The organism is Vibrio sp. LQ2, assembly GCF_023920125.1.
Classification (GTDB): Bacteria; Pseudomonadota; Gammaproteobacteria; order Enterobacterales; family Vibrionaceae; genus Vibrio; species Vibrio fluvialis.
Genome location: NZ_CP085308.1, coordinates 2,758,419 through 2,782,706, shown reverse-complemented (window position 1 = coordinate 2,782,706; position 24,288 = coordinate 2,758,419). Strand labels below are relative to the sequence as shown.

Sequence of the window (24,288 nt, the reverse complement as noted above, 5' to 3'; positions counted from 1 at the left end):
CAGCGCAATCAGTGCTGCTTTGTTTTTGTCGCCGCAATTGCCTGCTGATGCAGCGCGAGCGAGACTTTCGAGGTCGGCATTCGTGCCAGTTCGGCGCTGATCGCCCAGCCTGCACGCGCCACAGCAGGTAAATCTACCCCAGTTTCAATCCCCAACCCATGACACAAATAGAGCACATCTTCTGTCGCTACATTGCCTGCGGCGCCAAAAGCGTATGGGCAACCACCGAGCCCAGCCACGCTGCTGTCCAGCGTCGTAATGCCCATCGACAAGGCTTGATAGAGATTGGCCAGCGCTTGTCCCCACGTATCGTGAAAATGAACGGCCAGTTGCTCGGGCGGAACATGGCGTTGCACCGCGTCCAGCATCCGCGCGATGCGCAGCGGTGTGCCGGTGCCGATGGTATCGCCGAGCGAGATTTCATAGCAGCCCAGGGCGAGTAAATCCGCCGCCACGCTGGCGACTTGCTTGGGTTGGGTCGGGCCATCATAAGGGCAGTCGGCGACGCAAGAAAGATAGCCACGCACCGGAATGTGCTGCGCTTTCGCCGCCTGCATCAGCGGTTCAAAGCGCTTCAGACTTTCGGCAATCGAACAGTTGATGTTGCGCTGGCAAAAGCCTTCGGACGATGAGGTAAAGATGGCCACTTGATTGGCGCCGCTGGCCATGGCCTGTTCAAAGCCTTGCAGATTGGGGGTGAGGGCGGAATAAATGACGCCGTCTTCTCGCTCAATGCGCGCGAACACTTCGCTGGAATCGGCCATCTGCGGCACCCATTTCGGTGACACAAACGAGCCCGCTTCAATGTGGCTTAGTCCGGTTTGCGACAGTTGATTGATCAGCGCCACTTTGGCATCGGTGCTGACAAAATCTTCGTTTTGCAGCCCATCGCGCGCGCCAACTTCCACAATCGTCACTTTTGAGGGCAGTGACATCATCGGCCTCCGTCTTGCTTGTCTTTTGTTTGAATGTCTGCGGCGCGCCAGTCCGGTGTGCGTTTGTCAAAAAACGCGTTGAGCCCTTCCTGTCCCTGCGCCGAAATCCGCAATTCAGCGATCACTTGGCAGGTGTGCGCAATCAGCTTTTGATCAATCGGCTCGGCGTCGCAGCGGGCGCACAAGGCTTTGGCCTGCGTGAGGGCGGCCGGGCTATTGGCTAAGAGCTGCGTGGCGAACCGGTTGACCGCTTGTTCGAGAGCATCCGGCTGATAGCCGACCACCTGATGCACCAAACCTAGGTTGAGCGCGGTAGCGGCGTCAATCGTTTCTGCGCTCAGCATATAGCGCCGCGCTTGGCGATTCCCCATGGCGCGGCACACATAAGGGCCGATGGTGGCAGGAATCAGCCCGAGGCGCACTTCGCTCAGGCAAAAGCGCGCATTCGGCGCGGCCAGCGCAATGTCGCAGCAGCAAATCAAACCCAAGGATCCACCAAAGGCACTGCCTTGCACGATAGCCATGGTTGGGTGCGGGAACGTGTCCAGCGTCTGCATCAGCAGCGCTAGTTGCGCCGCGTCACTGTGATTATCGGAATGGGATTTACTGGCCATCGAGCGCATCCATTGCAGATCGGCGCCCGCAGAAAAGTGTTGCCCGTTAGCTTGCAGCAACAGAATGCGCACGGCGGGGTTGGATTGAAGCTGAGTGAGCTTATCCAGCAACTGCGAAATCATCACATCATCAAACGCGTTGTGCTTCTCGACGCGGTTGAGGGTTAACGTGGCGATGCCGTCAGCGGACACTTCACACAACACATCGCTTTGACGAGGGTTCATTGTTCTCCTCCCGCTTACATTCGGAAAATACCAAACTGGCTGTCGGCAATTGGCGCTCGCAACGCGGCATTTAACGCTTGGCCCAGAACATCACGGGTTTCGAGCGGATCCAAAATTCCGTCGTCCCAGAGCCTCGCGCTGGCGTAGTAGGGGCTGCCTTGCGTGTCGTACAACTCAACAATCGAGTCGCGAAACGCTCTGGCTTCGTCATCCGGCCACGCTTCCTGCTGGCGCGCTTTCACCTCGCGCCGCACCTGCGTCAGTACGCCTGCTGCCTGTTCGCCACCCATCACCGATATTCGTGCGTTAGGCCACATCCACATCATGGTGGGATCGTACGCCCGCCCGCACATGCCGTAGTTTCCTGCACCATAAGAACCGCCGATGATCACGGTGAATTTGGGCACATCGGCACACGCCACCGCCATCACCAGCTTAGCGCCGTGCTTGGCGATGCCTTCCGCTTCCACTTTCTTGCCCACCATAAATCCGGTGATGTTTTGCAAAAACAGCAGCGGGATTTTACGTTTGGCGCACAGCTCGATGAAGTGCGCGCCTTTTTGCGCCGATTCGGAAAACAGAATACCGTTGTTGGCGACAATGCCAATGCGATGGCCGTGCAACTGAGCAAAGCCGCACACCAACGTGCTGCCATACAACGCTTTGAATTCATCAAACTCGGAATCGTCCACTAAGCGGGCAATAATTTCGCGCACGTCAAACGACAACCTGAGATCGGCGTTGACGATGCCGTACATCTCCTGCGCGTCATAGCGTGGCGGCAAGTATTCTTTTTGCGTGAGCGTCGGTGATTGATTGGTGCTGGCGATGGCTTGGCGAGCCAGCGCCAGTGCGTGCGCATCGTCATCCGCATAGTAATCGGCCACGCCGGACTTTTTGCAGTGCACATCCGCGCCGCCCAGTTCTTCATCGGTCACTACTTCTCCGGTTGCCGCCTTCACCAAAGGTGGGCCAGCGAGAAAGATGGTGCCTTGCTGTTTGACGATGATGGCGACGTCTGCCATGGCCGGAATGTAAGCGCCGCCGGCGGTGCACAACCCCATTACCACCGCAATCTGAGGAATGCCTTGCGCCGACATGCGTGCCTGATTGTAGAAAATGCGCCCAAAATGATCGCGATCGGGAAACACGTCCGCCTGATGAGGCAGGTTCGCTCCGCCGGAGTCGACCAGATAGACACAAGGCAATTGGCAGCGCTGCGCAATCTGCTGCGCGCGCAGATGTTTTTTGACCGTTAACGGATAATAGGTACCGCCTTTGACGGCGGGATCGTTGGCAATAATCATGCACTCGATGCCGTGAATTTTGCCAATGCCTGCAACCACGCCAGCGCACGGCACTGATTCTTCATACACTTGCCAGGCTGCAAACTGACCGACCTCAAGAAAGAATGAATCGTCGTCAAGCAAGCGTTGCATCCGTTCGCGCACGGGCAGTTTGCCTTTTTGCCGCTGGCGTTCAATCGCCTTTTCTCCGGCGCCCAGTTGGAGTGCCTGACGATGCGTGTGCAGTTGCTTCACCAGTTCACTCATGTGGGTGACGTTGGCCTGAAACAGGTCTGATTCAGGTTTTGCTTTCGTTTTTATCACAGCCATTGCGTCTCCGTTACACGCCTTAGCGCGACTCTTCAAACAGTTCACGACCAATCAGAATGCGGCGGATCTCTGAGGTGCCCGCGCCAATTTCATACAGTTTGGCATCGCGCAGCAGGCGCCCGGCCGGAAACTCATTGATATAGCCGTTGCCGCCGAGTAGTTGAATCGCATCCAGCGCCATTTGGGTGGCCAGTTCGGCGGCGTAAAGAATGACGCCCGCGGAATCTTTGCGCGTCACTTCGCCGCGATCACAGGCATTGGCGACCGCGTAAACATAGGCACGTGCAGCATTCAGGCGGGTGTACATATCAGCGACTTTGGCCTGTACCAGCTGGAATTCGCCAATCGCGTGACCAAACTGTTTGCGGTCGTGCACATACGGCAGCACCAGATCGAGACACGCCTGCATAATGCCCAGCGGCCCGGCGGCCAGTACCACACGTTCGTAATCCAGCCCGCTCATCAGCACTTCGATGCCTTGGTTGAGTTCGCCCAGTATGTTCTCAGCCGGAACGGGGCAGTTTTCAAACACCAGTTCACAGGTATTGGAGCCGCGCATGCCGAGTTTGTCGAGCTTCTGCGCCGGGTAAAAGCCGGGGAAATCGCGTTCGACGATAAACGCGGTGATGCCGCGCGATTTGGCATTGGGATCGGTCTTGGCGTAGACAATGACCACCTGCGCATCCGGGCCGTTGGTGATCCACATTTTGCTGCCGTTGAGCACAAAGTGATCGCCCTGACGCTCGGCTTTGAGCTGCATGCTGACCACATCCGAGCCCGCATTGGGTTCACTCATTGCCAGCGCGCCCACCCATGACCCATCCAGCAGTTTGGGCAGGTATGCCTCGCGCTGCTTGGCATTGCCGTTACGAAACAGTTGATTGACGCACAGGTTGGAATGGGCGCCATAGCTGAGGCCGACGGACGCCGACGCGCGGCTGATCTCCTCCATCGCCAGCACATGGGCAAGGTAACCCATCTCTGCGCCGCCGCAGGCTTCATCGACCGTCACGCCGAGTAGCCCCATGTCGCCAAACAGGGGCCAGAGATGCACAGGAAATTGATTATCGTGGTCGATTTGCGCCGCAAGTGGGGCGATGTGTTCGCTGGCAAACGCATGAACCTGCTCTTTGAGCAAATCCAGTGTTTCACCGAGACCGAAATTAAGCGACGGGTACTGGCTTTTCATAACACCTCCATAAGCTTGCATTCAGGCAGTGGAACGCAAGCGGATGAGAACGATGAAACGGCTCAGGTTATTGGGCTTTCAGCGCCAGCTCGCATCGCTGGCGGGCTGCTTCCAGTTCGCCCATCACCACACCGATGTCATCAAGCTGGCGCTGAAGCACCGCTTTCTTTTCATCGATAATGTTGAGCATTTTCACCAACTGTGTCTCGCCTTGATGAGCATCGTAAAGCTCAAACAATTCGCGAATCTCGGCCAGAGAGAACCCAAGGCGTTTACCGCGCATAATCAGCTTGAGGCGAATTTTGTCTCTGCGGTGATAGATTCGCACCGTGCCTTTGCGCTCTGGCTCTATTAATCCCATGTCTTCGTAAAAACGAATGCTTCTTGTCGTAATGTCGAACTCTTTTGCGAGTTCACTGATTTTAAAAGTTTCCACCTGATGATGTCCTCCAACTGCTCATTGTGGTTGAGGATCGTTTGTGCTGTTCAAAATCGGTTACAGAGGCCGATGAGAAAATCTTATTGTTGTTATTTTGTTTGTTTACGTTTACGTAAATGTTAGTGCTATGCTTACGTAAACGTCAAGAAACCGCAGGGCGAAAAATCGCCGGGTTGAAATGACCAAACGGCGCCTGTGCACCGTTTGTCGCCGTATTCAGCAGTACCTGACTTTGCGCCAATCTGTGGTCATCACTTTCGTCAAAGAGGACGGGGCATGGAAAAAGCCATCTGGATTGTATCTGCCAAACGAACGCCGCAAGGGCGTTTTCAGGGAGCATTGAAAGAATACACCGCGCCGCAATTGGGCGGAGCGGCCATTAAAGCGGCATTGAACGACACATCGGCCCCCATTGAACAAGTCGATGAAGTGCTCATGGGCTGCGTTCTGCCTGCCGGCTGCGGCCAAGCGCCAGCAAGGCAAGCGGCACTGAATGCGGGTCTACCGCTCTCGGTGGGGGCAACCACCTTAAACAAAGTGTGTGGCTCTGGCATGAAAGCCGTGATGCTGGCGCATGACCTCATCAAAGCGGGCAGTGCGCAATGCATTATTGCGGGCGGGATGGAGAGCATGACCAATGCGCCGTACCTGCTGAGCAACGCTCGCAGTGGCATGCGGATGGGCCACCAAACTACCTTTGACCACATGTTTCTCGATGGATTGCAGGATGCTTACGACGGGCACCTGATGGGCGTGTTTGCCCAGCAGATCGCCGACAAACTTGAGTTCAGTCGCGAAGCGATGGACGAATGGGCAGCGCTGTCTGCGCAACGTGCCTGGGAAGCGCAGGAGCAGCAACTCTTTGTCGCTGAAATGACGCCGCTGACGTTTGGTAAACAGGCCGAACTGCTCGATTACGACGAACATCCGCGTTCCATCAAGCTCGACAAAATCTCGCAGCTTAAACCCGCCTTTGCCGAAGATGGCAGTGTCACGGCGGCCAACTCCAGTGCCATCGCCGATGGTGCTGCTGCCTTGATGTTGATGGATGAAGAATCCGCGCGTTCGCAAGGTTTGGATCCTTTAGCGGTGATTCGCGGCCACGCCACTCACGCCAGATTGCCAGCAGAATTTACCCTGGCGCCGGTGTACGCCATCGAACAACTGCTGTCGCAGCTTGACTGGACGGTGGATGAAATCGATCTGTGGGAGATTAACGAAGCGTTCGCTGTGGTCACCCAAATCGCCGTGCAGCAGCTTGGGCTGGATGTCGACAAAGTGAATGTCAAAGGCGGTGCTTGCGCGCTGGGTCACCCGATCGGAGCCAGTGGCGCGCGCATTCTGGTCACGTTGATCCACAGCCTGCGTCAGTTGCAGGCGCTGGGCGTCAACGGCGATAAGTCAGAGCAGAAAGTGATGCGCGGCGTTGCATCGCTCTGTATCGGCGGCGGTGAAGCCACGGCCATCGCGATTGAAATTCCGCTGTCGGAAGCCTGAAGTCAATAGGTTGAAACTAACAGCCTGAAACTAAAAGCGTTTGTGAAACACGCGAGAGCCGCACGGACAACGGCAACGGATACAGCACAACTCCCGTGCGGCGCCCAATATTGAACCCATGATCGACAAGGACAACGTTATGCTAAACCCGGTTCCTTTATTCATTGATGGTGAATTTCGTCAGTCGGCCACCAAAGAGTGGGTTGACGTCACCAATCCGGCGACCAATGACGTCATCGCCTCGCTGCCCTGCGCAACGGATCTCGAAATGAGCGAAGCCATCACCAGTGCGCTGATTGCTTTCCAGAGCTGGAAACAGGTTGCGGTGCCAGAGCGCGCGCGTCTGATGCTGCGCTACCAACATCTGTTGAAAGAACATCATGATGAGCTGGCGCAAACGCTATCGCAGGAAACCGGTAAAACACTGGCGGATGCGAAAGGCGATATCTGGCGAGGCATCGAAGTGGTGGAGCAGGCGGGCAACATCGCCAGCAACATGATGGGGGAGATGGTTGAAAACGTCGCCAGCGACATCGACACGTACTCTATGATTCAGCCGCTGGGGGTGTGCTGCGGTATTACGCCATTTAACTTCCCCGCCATGATCCCGTTGTGGATGTTCCCGCTGGCGATTGCTGCTGGTAACACTTTCGTCTTGAAACCGTCTGAACAGGTACCGCTGACGTCCGTTCGCCTCGCCCAACTGTTTGAACAAGCGGGCGCGCCGAAAGGCGTGTTGCAAATTGTTCACGGGCGCAAAGAACAGGTCGATTTTCTGCTCGAACACCCTGAAATCAAAGCCATCTCTTTTGTCGGTTCGGTGAAAGTGGCGCAATACATTTATCAGCAAGGGACGCAGAACTTTAAGCGTGTGCAGGCGTTTGCCGGGGCGAAAAACCACATGGTGGTGATGCCGGATGCCAATAAAGAGCAGGTGATCAACAATCTGGTCGGTGCGTCGGTAGGCGCGGCGGGTCAGCGCTGCATGGCGATCTCGGTGGCGGTGCTGGTGGATGGCGCGAAAAAATGGCTGCCGGATCTGAAAGCTGCGATGGCGAAAATGCATCCGGGTCGCTGGGACGACAGCAATGCGGCGTACGGGCCGCTGATCAGCCCACAAGCCAAAGAGCGGGTACAACGCCTGATCCAACGAGGGATCGACGAAGGCGCAGTGTGCGAGCTTGATGGTCGCCAATGCGAAGTCGACGGACTGCCCAACGGCAACTGGGTTGGGCCGACGCTGTTTAGCGGCGTCAGTACCGACATGAGCATTTACCGCGAAGAAATTTTTGGCCCGGTGTTGGTGTGTCTGGAAGCCGATTCGCTGGAAGAGGCTATCGACATCATCAACAGCAATCCGTATGGCAACGGCACCTCAATTTTCACCGCCAGCGGCGCGGCGGCGCGCAAGTTCCAGCATGAGATTCAGGTAGGTCAGGTCGGGATCAACGTGCCCATTCCGGTGCCACTGCCATTCTTCTCATTTACCGGTTGGCGCGGCAGTTTCTACGGCGATTTGCACGCATACGGCAAGCAGGCGGTGCGCTTTTACACCGAAACCAAAACCGTCACGGCGCGCTGGTTTGACGACGATATTCCCAGTGGTCCGAACCTGACGATTCATCTGCGCTAATCCGCAGGTTTAGCTTTCATGACACGACGATTCGGAGCTCATTATGGATTTTGAATTCAACGAAGATCAACGAGCGTTTGCCGACACCGCCCGCCAGTTTGCCAGTGAGCGGCTGGCACCGATGGCGGCCACGTGGGACGAAGAACACATCTTTCCGAAGGATGTGTTGCGCGAAGCGGGCGAACTGGGCTTCCTCTCGCTCTACACGCCGGAAGACGAGGGCGGGCTTGGCCTCAGCCGCCTTGATGCCTCATTGATTTTTGAGCAACTGGCGATGGGGTGTACCTCCACCACCGCGTTTATGACCATTCACAACATGGTGACGTGGATGGTCGCGAGTTTTGCAACGGCAGAAGCCAAAGCGCAGTTTTGTCCCAAACTGGTCACCGGCGAATGGCTCGGCTCCTACTGTTTGACCGAACCCAATGCGGGCTCCGATGCCGCTTCGCTAACCACATCAGCAACCAAAGCCGGCGATGGCTATCTGCTGAGCGGCAGCAAAACCTTCATTTCCGGCGCCGGAGATACCGATGTGCTGGTGGTAATGGCGCGCACTGGCGAGGCTGGCCCGAAAGGCATTTCGGCTTTTGTCGTGCCCGCCCAAGCGGATGGCATTACCTACGGTCGCAAAGAGCCAAAGATGGGCTGGAACAGTCAGCCGACCCGTTCGGTTACCTTCGATAAAGTGCACGTCCCAGCCAGTGCTTTGCTGGGCGAAGAGGGCCAAGGGTTTACCTTTGCGATGAAAGGGCTGGATGGCGGGCGAATCAACATCGCCACCTGCTCGGTCGGTACGGCGCAACAGGCGCTCAATCAGGCCACGCAATACCTGCAAGAGCGCAAACAGTTCGGTCAATCTCTGGCGCAGTTTCAGGGATTGCAATTCAAGTTGGCAGACATGGCGACCGAACTGGTCGCGGCGCGTCAACTGGTGCGTTACGCCGCCAGCAAACTGGATCGCGGCGATCCGCAAGCAACGGCTTATTGCGCGATGGCGAAACGCTTTGCTACCGATGTCGGTTTTCAGGTGTGTGATGCCGCGCTGCAACTGTATGGCGGCTATGGTTACATCAAAGAGTATCCGCTGGAGCGCCATTTCCGCGATGTGCGGGTGCACCAGATCCTCGAAGGCACCAATGAAATCATGCGCCTGATTGTGGCGCGTCGGCTGTTGTCTGACGGCGGGGAACTGCTGTAAGCCAGCGCCCCAAAACGGAAGTCAGCACAAAAAAATTAAGGAGTGGTTATGACGTCCAACAGTTACTCACCACAACACCCGGCCACGGATGGCGAATCCCATGCGCTGATCGGTTTTCATCTGCATCATCATGTGGCCGTGGTCACCATGAACAATCCGCCCGCCAACACCTGGACGGCGCAAAGTTTAGAACAGCTTAAAACGCTGGTGCAGTCGCTCAATCTCAACAAAGAAGTCTACGCCTTGGTACTGACGGGCGCTGGTGAGAAGTTTTTCTCGGCCGGGGCGGACCTCAAACTGTTTGCCGATGGCGACAAAGCGCGTGCGCTCAAAATGGCGCGCGTGTTTGGTGAAGCGTTTGAAGCGTTGTCGGAATTTCGCGGCGTTTCGATTGCGGCGATAAACGGCTATGCGATGGGCGGTGGTTTGGAAGCGGCGCTTGCGTGCGACATTCGCATTGCCGAAGAACAAGCAGTGATGGCGCTGCCGGAAGCCAAAGTCGGGCTGCTGCCGTGCGCGGGCGGCACACAAAATCTCACCGCGCTGGTGGGCGAAGGTTGGGCCAAACGGGTGATCTTGTGCGGCGAGCAACTGACTGCTGCCAAAGCGCACGAGATTGGTTTAGTGGAAGAGGTGGTCGCCCAAGGCGAAGCGATGAATCGCGCAATTGCGATGGCAGAATCGGTCGCGCAGCAATCGCCCTCATCGGTGGCGGCATGCAAAAAGCTGATTCAGCAAACCCGCTTTGCACCGCGCCAGCACGGGCTGATCAAAGAGCGTGAATACTTCCTCGATCTGTTCGATACCGAGGATCAGACCGAAGGCGTGCAGGCCTTTCTGCAAAAACGTGCGCCGCAATGGAAAAACCAGTAAGCGGTATGCAGTAAGTAATAAGGCAGAACGTTCGCCACGCAAGTTGCAAATTATCAGGAGGCAATATGACGGACCGGGTCAGTTTTCAGGAGCTTTGGTGCCGGGACCAAACACATAAGATTGGGATTGCGACCTTGGACAACCCGGCGTCGCTCAATGCGCTCAGCTACAACATGCTGGCACTGCTGTTTGACCAGCTCAAACAGTGGCAGGACGACGAACAGATGATGTGTGTCATTCTCGAAGGCGGCGGCGAAAAAGCGTTTTGCGCCGGCGGCGATGTACGCACCATGCACAACGTCATGCGCGACAAATGCAAAGCCGAAGTGCAGGCGTTTTGCACCGAATACTTCTCACTTGAATATGAGTGCGACTACCTGATTCACACCTACAGTAAGCCGATCATCGCCTGGGGCGACGGCATTGTGATGGGTGGTGGCATGGGACTGTTTATGGGATGCAGCCATAAAGTGGTCACGCCCCGTACACGCATGGCGATGCCGGAAATCAGCATCGGGCTTTATCCCGATGTGGGCGGCACCTGGTTTTTGAACCGCTTACCCAAAGGTGTCGGGCTGTTTTTAGGCCTGACGGGCGCGTCCATTAACGCCACCGATGCGATTGATATTCGCATGGCCGATTACCTGCTGCTGCACGAACACCATTCGGCCATGCTGGAACGCTTACAAGCGCAGCGCTGGGAAGGCAACGGTTTTACCGTGGTTGGCAATGTTTTGAGCGAACTGGCGCTGATGGTCGATGACGCCGAACCAGAGAGCCAATTGCTGCCGTATTTGTCCAACATTCAGTCGGCTTGTCGCGCCGATACTCTCGCTGATATCTGCGACAACATTCTTGGTATCCGTGGCGACGACAAGTGGATCGCCAGCGCGCGAAATAACCTCGCCGCAGGCAGCCCGATTTCGGCGCACATCACCTATCGCCAACTCACCGAGTGCAGCCTGTTAACGCTGGCTGAGTGTTTTCGTTTGGAGCTGACGCTATCGGTTCGCAGCGCCTTACTGGGCGAATTTCAGGAAGGGGTGCGCGCGCGCTTGATTGATAAAGATGGCGCGCCGACCTGGCGTTATGGCTCGGTGGCCGAAGTGGATGCCGCCGTGATTGATGAACTCTTTACCTCATTGTGGAACGACGCCGCGCATCCGCTGGCGTCGCTGGGACAAGCCCATTAACCACACCATTTCAAGGAGACAGAACATGAGCACCATCGCGTTTATAGGACTGGGTAACATGGGCGGCCCAATGGCTGAGAATCTGCTCAAGGCTGGATTGTCGGTGCGGGTGTTTGACCTCAACACTCAGGCGACCAAAAAACTGGAACCGCTGGGTGGCGTGGTTGCCGAGTCTCTGCCCGCAGCGGTGGAAGGCGCCGACACCGTGATCACCATGCTGCCCGCGGGCGCCCATGTTCGCGCGGTTTACTTGGGCGATCACAGCGGCGGTGTGGGGCTGCTCAATGTGATCGAAAGCGGCACCTTTCTCATCGACTGCTCGACGATTGACCCGGAATCTGCGCGGTTGGTGGCGGCTGAAGCGGAGAAAAAAGGGTTTGAGTTTGTCGATTCTCCGGTTTCCGGCGGCGTGGCGGGCGCGAAGGCAGGCACATTGACCTTTATCGTCGGCGGTACCGATTCGGCGTTTAAAAAGGCGCACGATGTCCTCAAACACATGGGCAAAAACATCTTCCATGCGGGCAATGCCGGTGACGGCCAAATGACCAAGATCTGCAACAACCTGATGCTCGGCATTCTGATGTCCGGCACGTGTGAAGCGCTCAATCTTGGCATGGATAACGGCCTCGACCCCACAGTGCTGTCGAACATCATGCTGCAAAGTTCAGGGCGCAACTGGGCGCTGGAGCTGTACAACCCGTGCCCGGGCGTGATGGAAAACGCGCCTGCCAGCAACCATTATCAACCGGGCTTTATGAGCAAACTGATGCAAAAAGACCTCGGGCTGGGCATTGATGCGGCGCTGAAAAGCCAATCCTCGATTCCGATGGGCTCGCTGGCGCGCAATCTGTACGCTTTTCACAACGCAAACGGCAACGAAGAACTCGATTTTTCCAGCCTGTTTGAGTTCTATCGCTCACGGGGCTAAGCCGCTGGCTGGGAGAAAAAACATGAATCTTAGAGACAGTGTGATTGTGATTACCGGTGCCGGACAAGGGCTGGGGCAGATGATGGCGGTGACGCTGGCGCAAGCCGGAGCCGATTTAGCACTACTGGACATGAACGAACAGGGGCTGCTCGATACTCAGAAGCAGTGCCACATGCTGAGCGCTAAAGCCATTTATTACGTCATGGATGTGACCAACGAGGCGCAGGTGGTGAAAACCTTCGAAGACATCGTCACCGATTTTGGTCATGTTGATGGACTGATCAACAACGCGGGCATTTTGCGCGATGGTTTGCTGGTGAAAGTCAAAGATGGCCAGATAAGCAAAATGTCCCTTGAGCAGTTTGATACCGTGATGAATGTCAACGTGACCGGCACCTTCCTGTGCGGACGCGAAGCGGCAGTGAAGATGATTGAAACCAAACGCAAAGGCGTGATCATCAACATTTCCAGCGTGGCGCGCGCAGGCAATATCGGCCAAACCAACTATTCCGCATCTAAAGCGGCGGTAGCAACGATGGCCACCAGTTGGGCGCGAGAGCTGGCACGTTATGGCATTCGCGCAGCGGCCATCGCGCCGGGAATTGTGCACACAGCGATGGCCGATCAAATGAAACCGGAAGCGATTGAACGGCTGAAACAGATGGTGCCCGTCGGTCGCATGGGCGAGCCGGGTGAAATCGCGCACGCGGCGAAATACATTCTGGAAAACGACTACTTCACTGGCCGAGTGCTGGAAATCGACGGCGGAATGCGCATGTAACGCGGCGTGTTCACCGCAATTCACCAAGCCCGCTTTATGCGGGCTTTTTTGTGCCTGCGCTTCGTTGCGGCGGTACTCGCTCGGATTATTTCATATCTGCAATTCAGACTTGCCAATACTGTAATTAACATCCTGTTAACGCTTGGCTATTCTCAAAGGGCTAACAACAAGGAAGGTGAATGTGGTCAAGACGTTAACCGCTGCGCAGGCAGCAGAATGGATCGCCGATGGCGATGCCGTCATGCTTGGCGGCTTTATTGGCAGCGTGGTTCCCGAAGCGATTGAACGCGCAATTGGCGAACGCTTTGAGCGCAGTGGCAAGCCGCAGGATCTCACCCTGTTGTTTGCCGCCGGGCAGGGCGATGGTAAAAGCCGCGCGGTGAATCATCTTGCGCAGGAAGGGTTGGTCCGCCGCGTGATTGGCGGCCACTGGGGCTTGGTGCCCAAGCTGCAAGCGCTGGCAGTCAACAACAAGATCGAAGGTTACAACCTGCCACAAGGGGTGATTTCCCATTTGCTGCGCGACACCGCAGCCGGAAAACCGGGCACGCTGAGCAAAGTCGGCCTCGGCACGTTTGTGGACCCGCGCATCGAAGGCGGGCGCATCAACAGCCGCACGCAAACCGATTGGGTCGAAGTGGTCGATTTTCACGGTGAAGAGTTTCTGTTTTATCGCCGCCTGCCAGTGAACGTGGCGATTTTGCGTGGCACCACCGCCGACCAAAACGGCAACATCACTATGGAAGATGAGTGTTTGATCGTCGAAAGTTTAGCTGCCGCGCAGGCGGCGAAGAACCAAGGCGGCAAAGTGATCGTGCAGGTGAAACGCGTGGTGGAAGCGGGCATGCTCGACCCGCACGCGGTAAAAATTCCGGGGATTTTTGTTGATGCGGTGGTGGTGTGTGACAACCCCGCCGAACACATGCAAACCTTCGCCACACAGATGAATCCGGCGTTTGTCGGCCGCCCGGGTGGCGAGGCGGTGAAACCGCAAGCGGTGGATGAGGCGCTGGACGCCAAAACCATTATCGCCCGCCGTGCTGCAATGGAACTGCGCTCTGGCGCGATTCTCAATCTCGGCATCGGCGCACCGGAGTACGTCGCGGCGGTGGCGCGCGAAGCGGGTATTTTGGATCAATTCACACTGACGGTCGAACCGGGCGCGGTCGGCGGCGAGCCGGCAGCAGGGCTTGATTTTGGCGCGTCGCGCTATCCGCAGGCGATCATCAGCCAGGATCAGATGTTCGATTTCTACGATGGCGGCGGCATCGATCAAGCATTTCTGGGCTTAGCGCAGTGCGACCGTCTCGGCGATATCAACGTGTCGCGTTTTGGTTCGCGCATCGCAGGGTGCGGCGGTTTTATCAATATCACCCAGAACGCCAAGGAAGTCTTTTTCTGCGGCACCTTTACCGCGCAAGGGCTGCAAACCGAAGTGGTGAACGGCGAACTGCGCATCGTGGCGGAAGGCCAGCAAGTCAAATTCCTTCCCGCTGTCGAGCAGATCACATTCAGCGCAGCGCAGGCGCGTAAAATCAACAAACCCGTATTGTATATCACCGAGCGCGCGGTCTTCACCCTGACCGAACGTGGCTTAACGCTGACGGAAATTGCACCGGGAATGGATCTCAAGCGCGATGTGCTCGCGCAGATGGGCTTTGAACCTTTCATCAGCCCAGGGCTGAAACTGATGGATGAGCAGATTTTTAAGCCTCAATTTACACTAAGGATTGATCATGAATAATCAGCAAAAAGTGGCGGTCGTCACCGGCGCCGCGCGCGGAATTGGGCGCGCGATCAGTGAGCAGCTACTTGAAGATGGCTTCAAGGTTGTCGGGCTCGACATTTCACCGGTTGAATGGGCCAGCCAAGAACAGACCCGCAACGAACGGGTCAGCAGTTATCAGGTCAACTTGTGTGATGCCCAAGCCGTGGCGCAAACCGCCGCCTGTATCGCCGAACAACATCAACAGGTGGATGTGTTGGTGAACAACGCTGGCATCACTCGGGATGCAATGCTGACCGACATGCTCGAAAGTGATTGGAACAGCGTACTGGATGTGAATCTCAAGGCCGTTTTCCTGTTAACTCAGAAGATCGCACCGCTGATGTTGGCGCAGGGCAGTGGCAGCATTGTGAATATCTCATCCATCGTCGGCACCGACGGCAACATCGGCCAAAGCAACTATGGCGCCAGTAAAGGCGGCGTGATTGCGATGAGCAAAGGCTGGGCCAAAGAACTGGCCCGCAAAGGCGCGCAAATTCGCGTGAACTGTGTCGCGCCGGGCTTTATCGAAACCGACATGACCAAAGACCTGCCCGAAAAAGTGATTGGTTACATGACCTCAAAAACACCGCTCGGGCGCATGGGCTCCGTGCAAGATATCGCCGACGGTGTGTCCTTCCTCGCCTCAGACAAAAGCCGTTTTATCACCGGACAGGTACTGAAAATCGATGGTGGTTTGGTTTTGTAGCAATCTGTGAGCATTGGCAAGTGGATACAAAAAGCGGCGTCCTATGTGGGCGCCGTTTTCATACAAGAAGTGCTGAAAATCAGCTAGCGCGTTAATCGATTTTTTGGTGTTTTTACTCATAGCATATCTGATGTAAAACTGATAAGTTCATTTAAATACAATGAGTTAATGTTGATATTTTTTGATGGTCTAAGGAGATAAGTGCTCATGTGCACTTATAAATGTTATGTGCAAGGGGTAATAATTGAATAAAGTAGTAATAATCGGCACTAGCCATTCAATTCAGTGGGATCTTGAGCGTAAAGATTTCTCAGACTATGTGGTAACTATCATTAAAGAGCATTGCATAGCAGCAATAGCTGAAGAAATTGATGAAAAGCCAAGTGTCCTACAGAGAGTGGCAATCGAGATGGGGCTTAGTTACTTGAATATCGAGCCAAACGCAGAAGAAAGGGCTGACTTAGGAATCTATTCGAACCTATCCATGATTGAATATGAGATCTTCATGGAGTTTGACGATCATGAGTCCCCAGAAGCTTTAAAGGAAACTGAATGTAGAAAACAGGCTGGCTACCGTTTGCGAGAACAAGAGTGGTTCAACCGGATTAAAGTATTGAATGTTTACCCATTATTAGTGGTTTGTGGTGCCAATCATGTTGACCCTTTCAAGGCTTTGCTACAAGAAAAGGACTATATAGTTCAAGTTGCGAGCTTTCTGGAAGAATGTACATAACAAGCGCTTAAGACAGATTTCCAACACATGGCATTTTTCATTCCGTCGCTGGGTTTTGTGTTTAAGGTGGTATGGTTAGGTTAAGTGGTGGCGTTACTTACTATATAACGCGGCTTTATACGAATTGCATATACATCAGCGCAGTATGATATGCTTGTTTTTTTATTTAGTTGGTTGATTGGTATGGAAAAACCTCGTTTATTTATAGGTTCGTCTTCGGAAAGTTATGACGTAGCCAGTGCTTGCAATGCTTGCTTAGATCGAAAAGTCGAAGTGACGATTTGGGACAAAATCTTTAATTCCGGTGGTGACACTCTTACCTCATTGACTGAAAAAGCGAAGAATGTCGATTTTGCTTTATTCATCTTTCGTCCCGAAGACCTCACAATGATGCGTGATAATCCAAAACCAACAGTTCGAGACAATGTACTATTTGAATTGGGCTTGTTTATTGGTGCTTTGGGTAAAGATCGTTGCTTCATATTGAAGCCGCGTAACGAAGATCTTCATATGCCAACGGATTTGCTTGGTGTAAATGTTAACGATTACGACCCACATCGTAGTGATGGTGATCTGGAATCAGCTGTAAACGCTGCATGTACCAGATTCTTGAAATCAATAACTCAGTTAGGAAGCTTTAGTAGCAAAACCAAAGATGAAATAAAGTCTAATGTTTTTTCTTCTCAAGTTTCTGGTGTACATACCATTTCTGAGTCTATGTTGCGTCTTTTAGGTAGGCTACTTCCGACTGCAACGGAAAATGACTACATTTTGCCTTTTCATTTGTCAGATGGTTTTGAACCATACAAGCTAAACATAAACTTAATCAAGCTGGAACGTCTGCGACTCATTGAGAAAATACTGGACTCGGACATGAATGGAAATGAGTGGTATGGGTACAAGTTAACGCAAGACGGTGTTGAATACATTTTAGAAAACGAAGCGGCAGTGGACAAAGTAATGTGTCAGTATAAAAAACCACCAAAACAACAGGTTATTCTAACTAACTTTGACGACAATATACCGTTCTAAAATTCGTATCCCACATAGTGCTATCTCTTAGCATTGAATTCAGGATCACAACCGAATCGTTAGATTTCAGTTAACAAAAAAGCCGTCAGAAGACGGCTTTTGATGTCATTGTCGAGGGCTTAAGCACAGCACTTTTTGTACTTTTTGCCACTGCCGCAAATGCATGGTTCATTGCGGTTTGGTGTTTTGTCAAAGGTAATGGTTTTAGGCTTGTTTAATACCGTATCAAGTTCAACCGTGTTCTCTGGTTGGTTGGCGTCGACGACAATATGAACGACCAGAGCGTGCTCAGAAAGCAATGCTTCGATCTCGGCTTTACGAGCTTCGGTTGGGACGACAACGTTGATAGGAGCTTCTTCCGTGCCGGCTTTTACATCACGTTTGACGTTGTAGCCTGAAATGACGTGGTTTTGCCTCGCATCGATTCGACCTTTGAAAAATAGTTTGGACATTTGAAACTCACTGATGATGGGTGGGGTGTAATTGGGCGGCGATTATACGGAACTATGGCAATTGATAAAGCAGTTCCTACGATGGGCATCAGATTCTGGCATCACAACACTCCAAAAGGGACTGTCAACGCATGGCGTTTTCAGTCCCTTTTCTGTTTTGGTGAATAGGGTTGGATGAATGAATATCGTGTTAATACACGGCCTGCCTCTTACCCATACGCTACGCTGGGTACCCACAAGACGAGCTGTGGCCAGATCACCAAGCACACTAACGCCAGCAACTGAATCACGATAAACGGGACGACGCCGCGGTAAATCTCTTTGAGCGTAATGCCTTCCGGGCAGACGCCTTTCAGATAGAACAGCGCAAAGCCGACAGGTGGGGTGAGGAAGCTGGTTTGCAGCGCCATCGCCACCAACATCACAAACCATACCAGACTCGGGTTATCCACCACGCCATGACCATCCAATTCAAACCCTAGGCTGGCCACAACGGGCGCGAGCAGCGGCAGGGCGATCAGCGTGATTTCAATCCAGTCGAGGAAGAAGCCGAGGAAGAAAACGATCATCAGAATAAACGCGATCACGCCGTAGGGGCCGAACGGCAATCCAGTGAGAAAGGATTCGATCAGCTCGTCACCGCCGAGTTCGCGCAGCACCAAGGCAAAGCACGACGCGCCAAGGAAAATCATAAAGATGTAGGCGGTGGTGCCATACGAGGTCAGCACGACTTCTTTGAGCACCTTGAGGTTGAGTTTGCGGTTGTACGCGGCCAGCAAGGTCGCGCCCAAAGCACCAATGCCGGAGGCTTCGGTTGGCGTGGCAATGCCCGCGAAGATGGAGCCTAACACCACCACAATCAGAATCACGGTTGGCGTGATGTCTTTAAACACCTGCAAGATCAGGCGCCAGTCGACGGGTTGTACGTCTTCCGGAATTGGCGCGCGGGCTGGTGAAAGCTTACCGACCACCAGAATGTAGGCGATGTAGAGCGCGCCAAGCAGCAGCCCCGGCAGGAGTGCGCCCATAAACAGGTCGCCGACCGAAAGCCCCAGTTGATCAGCCATAATAACCAGCATGATGGATGGTGGCAGCAGAATGCCGAGCGTTCCGGCGGACGCGACTGTGCCAAGCGCGAGTGGCATGTGATAGCCTTGACGCATCATGGTCGGCAGCGACATGACGGTCAGCAGCACGACCGATGCGCCGATAATGCCCGTCGAGGCCGCGAGAATAATCCCGATCGCCATCACCGTCACCGCAAGGCCGCCGTGCACTTTGCCAAACAGTTGCTGCATGGAGGCCATCAGCTTTTCGGCGATACCGGATTTATCGAGCATATTGCCCATAAAGATAAACATCGGCAGCGCGACCAGAATCCAGTTATCCATGATTTTGTAGATGCGGTTCACCACCAGACCGATGCTGGTGTAATCGAGCCCGGTAAAGGTGTCGAGATACAAATCCGCGTAATAGCCAATCGCCCCAAACACAATGCCAATGCCACCGAGCACGTACGCCACCGGAATGCCGGTAAACAGCAGCAGGATGAAGGAGCCAAACATGGCAATCACAATCCATTCATTCGGTTCCATGCGGCGCTCCTTTAATCAGGGTATCGAAGTTTCTCAGCACGCCCGCCAGCATTGCCATCAGCAGCAGAGAGAAACTGAGGGGAATCACGCTTTTGATCAGCCAGCGATAAGGCAGACCGGAGGGTGACGAGGAGCTTTCATTCATTCGCCACGACTCATAGGCGAAATCGTACGAGTGCAGGATCACCACCACCACAAACGGCATCGCCAGAAACAGGGTACCGAGAATGTCGATGATGGCTTTTTTTCGGGGGCTGAACTTGTGGTAGAACAGGTCGACCCGAACATGCAGATTGGTGATTTGCGCATACGCCGTACCAAACATCACGGCGGTTGCGTAAAGATGCCACTGTAACTCTTCCAGCGTGACCTGACCGTTGGAGAAGACTTTGCGCAACACTACCTGAAGGATGATGATGCCAACCAACAGCAGGTTGGCCCAGGCAAAGACTTTGCTCACGGACGAAACGCCACGTTCAATATGCAGGTAGAGAGGCACAGCAGGCGTAGATGCGAGAACCTTGCTCATTCGTGCTTCCTTAGAAAAAGGGCCGGCCCGAGAGCCGGCGAAAATGATTATTGCGTGTGCGATTTACGTGGCAGGAAGGCGTTCTCTTCCCACAGGGCGTAATCGTGGCGGAACTTGCTCAGGTCGTCCCACACTTTGGCAAAGAACGGGTCGGCTTTTTTCTTCTCGTCGACCACTTCCATCCAGGTGCTTTCAAACAGGTTGAGCATGGTGTCGTTCCAGTAGCGGATTTCGACGCCATTTTGCTGCGCTTTTTGCATCGCAGAGTATTGAATCGCTTCGCCTTCCGCGATTGAGTAGGTCATGGTCGCCATACAGGTGGTTTCCACGGCGCTCTGCTGCGCTTTGTCCATCTTCTTCCAGGTGTCTTTGTTGATCAGCAATTCAAACACCGTTGACTGTTGGTGCCAGCCTGGGAAGTAGTTGTATTTCACGATCTTGTAAAAGCCGAGGCGTTCGTCGATGGCTGGCTGAGAGAATTCAGACGCATCAATCGCACCTTTTTCCAGTGCGCCGAAAATCTCGCCGCCCGGCATCTGCACCGTGCCCACGCCCAGTTTTTCCATCACCGACGCGCCAAGGCCAAAGAAGCGCATGTTGAGGCCTTTCAGATCCTCTGGTTTTTCAATCGGCTTTTTAAACCAGCCAGACGTTTCCGGAGAGATGATGGCACACGGCAACACTTTGACGTTGTAACCGCCTTGGTCGTACATCTCTTGGTAGAGTTTCAGGCCGTTACCGAAGTAGAGCCACGCCATGTATTCACCGGCTTCCGGGCCAAAGGGGACTGAAGAAAAGAGGGCGGCGGCCGGAAGGGTGCCTTGCCAGTAACCGGCGGTGGCGTAACCGGAGTTTACTTTACCAGTTGAAACGGCATCGAGAATTTCCGCCGGATTCACCAGTTTGCCGGGTTCATAAATTTTCATTTTGATGGTGCCACCGGAGGTGTCGGTGATGTGGTCGGCGTACCATTGAATCGGGGTGCCGAGCGCAGGCAGATGCGTGCCGAACGCGACCGGGGTTTTGAGCAGAATCTTTTCCGCCGCCTGAACATTAAACGTGAGTGCTGTCGCCGCAATCGAAAGGCTGGTGGCAAGTGCAACTTTAGTGAAAGCCATTGCTAACTCCTGTGGGGTAAGTTCCTTGTTTTGAGTGTAAAAATGTGAACATCCCAAGCTCATTGATGTTAATGGGATGTTACATTTAGTCTCAAGTGTAGAGGGCGAAACGCATCGCCTCTATTGGGAAAACTGCGCAAATTTTGTCAGTAATATGTGCAGAAAATGGCGAGTTTTGTCCGTAAAACTACGTACACAGCCAAGGATGAGGCCAGAGTTTTCATGGGATTGATCAGTAACCGTAAGCTGACGGTGAATATCTTGCTGCTGTCGATTGTGCCGCTGATTGTGGTGGTCGGCATTGTGGCCAGCATTCTGTTCAGTCAGGCCAGAACGCTGGTGGAAGATCAGGTGCAGCTCACGCGCAACAACGTTCTGGCGGCAAAACGTCAGGAGTTGCAACAGTACGTCGAACTGGCGCTGAAAAGCATCGAACCCTACTACCGCGATGCGCAGTTGGAAGAGGCCGAGGCCAAGCGTTTGGTGTCGGAAAAGCTCAGTCAGCTCACCTATGGCCGCGACGGCTATTTCTTTGTCTACACCTGGGGCGGCGAAGCACTGGTGCTGCCGTATCAGCCGGAACGTGTCGGGCGCAATTGGTGGGACGTGGAAGATTTCCACGGCAAAAAACTGCTGCAGGAGCTGATTGAAGTGTCCAAACAGGGCGGTGGGTTTGTCGAGTATTACTGGCACAAGCCGTCGACGCAGGAGCCGTTGCCTAAACTGAGCTACGCCATCGCGCTGGAAAAATGGGGCTGGATGCTCGGCACCGGCGTCTATCTGGATGATATCGAGCGTCAGATTCAGCACATGCAAAGCGGCTTTGACCAGAACATCGGCAAAAGCAGCAGCGCTTTGTTTGGCGTGGTGTTTATTGCGGTATCGGTGATTGCCGGGCTGGGTGCATCGCTCAACCTGAATGTGCGCCGTATGGCGAACGAGCAACTGAGCCAGCTTAACCAGCAGATCATCAATTCGCAGGAAAATGAGCGCCAGCGCGTGTCGCGAGAGCTGCACGATGGCGTGAACCAGTTGTTGGTGGCCGCCAAATACCGGATTGATAACGTGCAGCGCGAGCAGGATGAGCAGCGTAAGCAAATCGAGCTGGAAGCGAGCAAAGAGGTGATGGAGCACGCGATTGTCGAGCTGCGGCGTATCTCGCGTGATTTGCGTCCGCCGCAGCTTGACGATTTAGGGCTGGTGGCGGGTATTGAAGCGTATCTCAATGATCTGCGCCGCCGTACCGATTTGGAACTGGTGTTTGAACACGATATCGACGGCGTCGATATGGTCGCCGAAGTGGAAACCACCTTGTATCGCGTGGTGCAGGAGTCGCTGCATAACGTGGAAAAACATGCCGAAGCCAGTGGCGTGGATGTGGTGATGCAGCGCGAAGGACGGCTGCTGATCCTCACCATCAGCGACGATGGCAAAGGCATCACCAAAGAGCGATTGAAACAGAAAACAGCGCCGCAGGATCACATGGGGCTGCAAAATATGAAGGAACGGGTACAGGCCATTGGAGGCCAGTTTTCGGTGTCGAGTGAGGTGGGCGAAGGCACTGAAATTCGCGTCAGTTTGGACATGGAGTTTGTATGATAAAGCTAGTATTGGCCGATGATCACCGCTTAATGCAGGATGGTCTGAAATCGCGTCTGGAACGGGAAGATAACCTCAGCATTCTGGCTTGTGTCGGTACGGGAGACGACGCACTGGATATGACGCGCAAGCTCAAGCCGGATGTGCTGCTGCTCGACATCAACATGCCGCGCATGAACGGTTTGGAGGTTTTGGAGCGCATTCAGCAGTCGAATCTCAGTACCTCGGTGATCATGCTGTCGATGCACGACAGCAAAGACTACGTGATTCGCGCCGTGAAAGCGGGTGCGAAAGGGTATGTGCTCAAAGACGTCAGCTCGGATGAACTTGTGCTCGCGATTAATCAGGTCGCGCAGGGTCGCTCGTACCTCTGCCCGCAGGCGTCGGATAAGCTGCTGGAGCAGTTCAACGAAAAGCCCGCCGAACGTGATGAAACGCTGTCGAAACGTGAATCGGATGTGCTGAAAGCCATTGTCAGCGGTTGTGGCAATAAAGACATCGCCGATACGCTGCACATCAGCGTGCGCACGGTGGAAACACATCGTTTGCGCATCAAAAAGAAACTCGGCGCGTCATCGACCGCTGCGCTGGTGAAACTGGCGCTGGAAAAAGGCTTGGTGAACTGATGGCGGGACCACTGCTTTCCAGTCGCCAGCCGATTCTGGATAAGATCCTGTTCTTTTGCGTGGTGATGCAAACCGGATCGTTCAAAGAGGCCTCGCAGCGACAGGGCATCTCCGCCGCCGCAGGCAGCCGCTGGGTCAAAGAGCTGGAAGAGACGTTGTCGGTTGAACTCATCAAACGCAGCACGCGCCAACTGGCCGCGACCCAAGCGGGGCAACTGTTGTACGAACGCTTTGCGCCGATGATTGGCGATATCGATACGCTGTGCGAAGAGGTGCAAAACCTCAGCGAGCAGCAGCAGGGCGAAATCCGCCTCTCGTCGACGCCGCTGTTTGCCCGCCAGTATCTGACCAAAATCGTGGCTGAATACATGGCGCAGCATCCTAAAGTACATTTCAAAATCTTTATTGAAGCGGGGGAGTTTGACCCGCTTACCATCGATTTTGCCTTTCGCGCCATCGCCACGTATGACGGTGAACCGGTGGAAGATTCGTTGCTGATCCGCAAACGCCTGCTCAGTGAACCGCTGTATTTGTGCGCCTCGGAACGCTATCTGGCCGAAGCGGGCACACCGACCACGCCGCAGGAACTGAAAGAGCATCGCTGCTTGTATGCACGCACTTTATTGGGCGGCAATCGATGGTGTTTTGAGCGCGACGAGCAGCCGGAAATTGTCACCATTCGTGATGCGCTGGAGTGCGACAACAGCGAAATGCTGCTCAATCTTGCTCAGCAAAGTGCGGGCATTGCTTATCTGCCGCATTCGCTGGTGGAGCCGTGTTTACGCAGCGGCGAATTGCGTCATGTGATGCCGCAATATCGCTGCGCGAGCTTTGACATCTTTCTTTACTATCGGCCTCGGCATCCGATGCCAGAGCGTTGCGCCAGCTTTAAACGTTACCTGCTTGAGCGGGTGGAAACGCTGCAAAAACAAGGGCCAGCGCATGACGCTGACCCGGAGAGTGCTGTGCATGCCGCGCCTTAACGCGCGGATCTTTGCACAGATGTGTG

Annotated in this window: 23 protein-coding genes; 14 read left to right on the top strand and 9 right to left on the bottom strand. The window is 54.4% G+C overall.

The genetic code is table 11. The features are described 5' to 3' along the window. Positions 1-8: 8 nt before the first annotated feature. The 5 genes from LGV68_RS13105 to LGV68_RS13085 form a co-directional block, all read right to left on the bottom strand. Positions 9-935, bottom strand: a complete 927-nt coding sequence (locus tag LGV68_RS13105; protein ID WP_196368209.1) for a hydroxymethylglutaryl-CoA lyase — start codon at positions 933-935, stop codon at positions 9-11. After that, positions 935-1,774: an enoyl-CoA hydratase-related protein gene (locus tag LGV68_RS13100; protein WP_222727106.1), complete on the bottom strand. Its 840-nt coding sequence runs from the start codon at positions 1,772-1,774 to the stop codon at positions 935-937. Before LGV68_RS13100 ends, LGV68_RS13105 begins: the two co-directional genes overlap by 1 nt. A gap of 14 nt (positions 1,775-1,788) precedes the next feature. Continuing rightward, positions 1,789-3,390: a carboxyl transferase domain-containing protein gene (locus LGV68_RS13095; protein WP_233952155.1), complete on the bottom strand. Its 1,602-nt coding sequence runs from the start codon at positions 3,388-3,390 to the stop codon at positions 1,789-1,791. A 19-nt stretch (positions 3,391-3,409) separates the two neighbouring features. Continuing rightward, the gene (locus LGV68_RS13090) at positions 3,410-4,579 is read right to left on the bottom strand and encodes an isovaleryl-CoA dehydrogenase (RefSeq protein WP_208593555.1); all 1,170 of its coding nucleotides are present in this window, start codon (positions 4,577-4,579) and stop codon (positions 3,410-3,412) included. A gap of 67 nt (positions 4,580-4,646) precedes the next feature. Next, a complete protein-coding gene (locus LGV68_RS13085) occupies positions 4,647-5,015 on the bottom strand; it encodes a MerR family DNA-binding transcriptional regulator (RefSeq protein WP_020328236.1) in 369 nt (122 codons plus the stop codon). A 279-nt stretch (positions 5,016-5,294) separates the two neighbouring features. Here LGV68_RS13085 and LGV68_RS13080 point away from each other — a divergent pair, with 279 nt between their 5' ends. The 11 genes from LGV68_RS13080 (at position 5,295) to LGV68_RS13030 (ending at position 17,360) form a co-directional block, all read left to right on the top strand. Next, positions 5,295-6,515: a thiolase family protein gene (locus LGV68_RS13080; RefSeq protein WP_252535387.1), complete on the top strand. Its 1,221-nt coding sequence runs from the start codon at positions 5,295-5,297 to the stop codon at positions 6,513-6,515. A 139-nt stretch (positions 6,516-6,654) separates the two neighbouring features. Further along, positions 6,655-8,148 carry a CoA-acylating methylmalonate-semialdehyde dehydrogenase gene (locus LGV68_RS13075; RefSeq protein ID WP_222808713.1) on the top strand — a complete coding sequence of 498 codons (1,494 nt, stop codon included), beginning with the start codon at positions 6,655-6,657 and terminating at the stop codon, positions 8,146-8,148. Between the two features lie 43 nt (positions 8,149-8,191). Then, positions 8,192-9,346 (top strand): acyl-CoA dehydrogenase family protein, encoded by a 1,155-nt coding sequence (locus LGV68_RS13070; RefSeq protein WP_140228928.1) that lies wholly within the window; start codon positions 8,192-8,194, stop codon positions 9,344-9,346. 48 nt (positions 9,347-9,394) lie between these two features. Beyond that, complete coding sequence (locus tag LGV68_RS13065; protein ID WP_100268457.1) at positions 9,395-10,219, top strand: enoyl-CoA hydratase; 825 nt, start codon at positions 9,395-9,397, stop codon at positions 10,217-10,219. Between the two features lie 65 nt (positions 10,220-10,284). Then, a complete protein-coding gene (locus tag LGV68_RS13060; RefSeq protein WP_055453207.1) occupies positions 10,285-11,412 on the top strand; it encodes an enoyl-CoA hydratase/isomerase family protein in 1,128 nt (375 codons plus the stop codon). Between the two features lie 25 nt (positions 11,413-11,437). After that, positions 11,438-12,340 carry a 3-hydroxyisobutyrate dehydrogenase gene (gene mmsB / locus LGV68_RS13055; RefSeq protein WP_252535385.1) on the top strand — a complete coding sequence of 301 codons (903 nt, stop codon included), beginning with the start codon at positions 11,438-11,440 and terminating at the stop codon, positions 12,338-12,340. A 22-nt stretch (positions 12,341-12,362) separates the two neighbouring features. Beyond that, positions 12,363-13,121 carry an SDR family oxidoreductase gene (locus tag LGV68_RS13050; RefSeq protein ID WP_158126139.1) on the top strand — a complete coding sequence of 253 codons (759 nt, stop codon included), beginning with the start codon at positions 12,363-12,365 and terminating at the stop codon, positions 13,119-13,121. Between the two features lie 181 nt (positions 13,122-13,302). After that, positions 13,303-14,865 carry a malonate decarboxylase subunit alpha gene (locus LGV68_RS13045; RefSeq protein WP_252535383.1) on the top strand — a complete coding sequence of 521 codons (1,563 nt, stop codon included), beginning with the start codon at positions 13,303-13,305 and terminating at the stop codon, positions 14,863-14,865. Beyond that, positions 14,858-15,595 carry a 3-oxoacyl-ACP reductase FabG gene (gene fabG / locus LGV68_RS13040; protein ID WP_252535381.1) on the top strand — a complete coding sequence of 246 codons (738 nt, stop codon included), beginning with the start codon at positions 14,858-14,860 and terminating at the stop codon, positions 15,593-15,595. The genes LGV68_RS13045 and fabG overlap by 8 nt, the downstream gene beginning before the upstream one ends. Before the next feature lie 244 nt (positions 15,596-15,839). After that, on the top strand, positions 15,840-16,328 hold the full coding sequence (locus LGV68_RS13035; RefSeq protein ID WP_222781981.1) for a hypothetical protein: 489 nt from the start codon (positions 15,840-15,842) through the stop codon (positions 16,326-16,328). 183 nt (positions 16,329-16,511) lie between these two features. Beyond that, positions 16,512-17,360 carry a nucleotide-binding protein gene (locus LGV68_RS13030; RefSeq protein ID WP_222781986.1) on the top strand — a complete coding sequence of 283 codons (849 nt, stop codon included), beginning with the start codon at positions 16,512-16,514 and terminating at the stop codon, positions 17,358-17,360. Positions 17,361-17,479: 119 nt separating this feature from the next. On the opposite strand, the gene LGV68_RS13025 is transcribed toward LGV68_RS13030, so the two are convergent. The 4 genes from LGV68_RS13025 to LGV68_RS13010 form a co-directional block, all read right to left on the bottom strand. Beyond that, on the bottom strand, positions 17,480-17,812 hold the full coding sequence (locus LGV68_RS13025) for a PBPRA1643 family SWIM/SEC-C metal-binding motif protein (protein WP_032082038.1): 333 nt from the start codon (positions 17,810-17,812) through the stop codon (positions 17,480-17,482). A gap of 209 nt (positions 17,813-18,021) precedes the next feature. Beyond that, positions 18,022-19,407, bottom strand: a complete 1,386-nt coding sequence (locus tag LGV68_RS13020; protein WP_004727856.1) for a TRAP transporter large permease subunit — start codon at positions 19,405-19,407, stop codon at positions 18,022-18,024. Beyond that, positions 19,394-19,936, bottom strand: coding sequence for a TRAP transporter small permease subunit (locus LGV68_RS13015; RefSeq protein WP_222727113.1), 543 nt, complete (start codon positions 19,934-19,936; stop codon positions 19,394-19,396). The genes LGV68_RS13020 and LGV68_RS13015 overlap by 14 nt, the downstream gene beginning before the upstream one ends. Positions 19,937-19,983: 47 nt before the next feature. After that, the gene (locus tag LGV68_RS13010) at positions 19,984-21,054 is read right to left on the bottom strand and encodes a TRAP transporter substrate-binding protein (RefSeq protein WP_158148810.1); all 1,071 of its coding nucleotides are present in this window, start codon (positions 21,052-21,054) and stop codon (positions 19,984-19,986) included. 222 nt (positions 21,055-21,276) lie between these two features. Between LGV68_RS13010 and LGV68_RS13005 the strand changes: the two genes are divergently transcribed. From LGV68_RS13005 to LGV68_RS12995, 3 genes are read left to right on the top strand one after another with little or no spacing between them, the layout of a single operon-like run. Further along, positions 21,277-22,653 carry a cache domain-containing protein gene (locus LGV68_RS13005; RefSeq protein ID WP_222738463.1) on the top strand — a complete coding sequence of 459 codons (1,377 nt, stop codon included), beginning with the start codon at positions 21,277-21,279 and terminating at the stop codon, positions 22,651-22,653. Beyond that, a complete protein-coding gene (locus LGV68_RS13000) occupies positions 22,650-23,279 on the top strand; it encodes a response regulator transcription factor (RefSeq protein WP_020431656.1) in 630 nt (209 codons plus the stop codon). The genes LGV68_RS13005 and LGV68_RS13000 overlap by 4 nt, the downstream gene beginning before the upstream one ends. Further along, complete coding sequence (locus LGV68_RS12995; RefSeq protein WP_047460705.1) at positions 23,279-24,262, top strand: LysR family transcriptional regulator; 984 nt, start codon at positions 23,279-23,281, stop codon at positions 24,260-24,262. The genes LGV68_RS13000 and LGV68_RS12995 overlap by 1 nt, the downstream gene beginning before the upstream one ends. Positions 24,263-24,288: the final 26 nt, after the last annotated feature.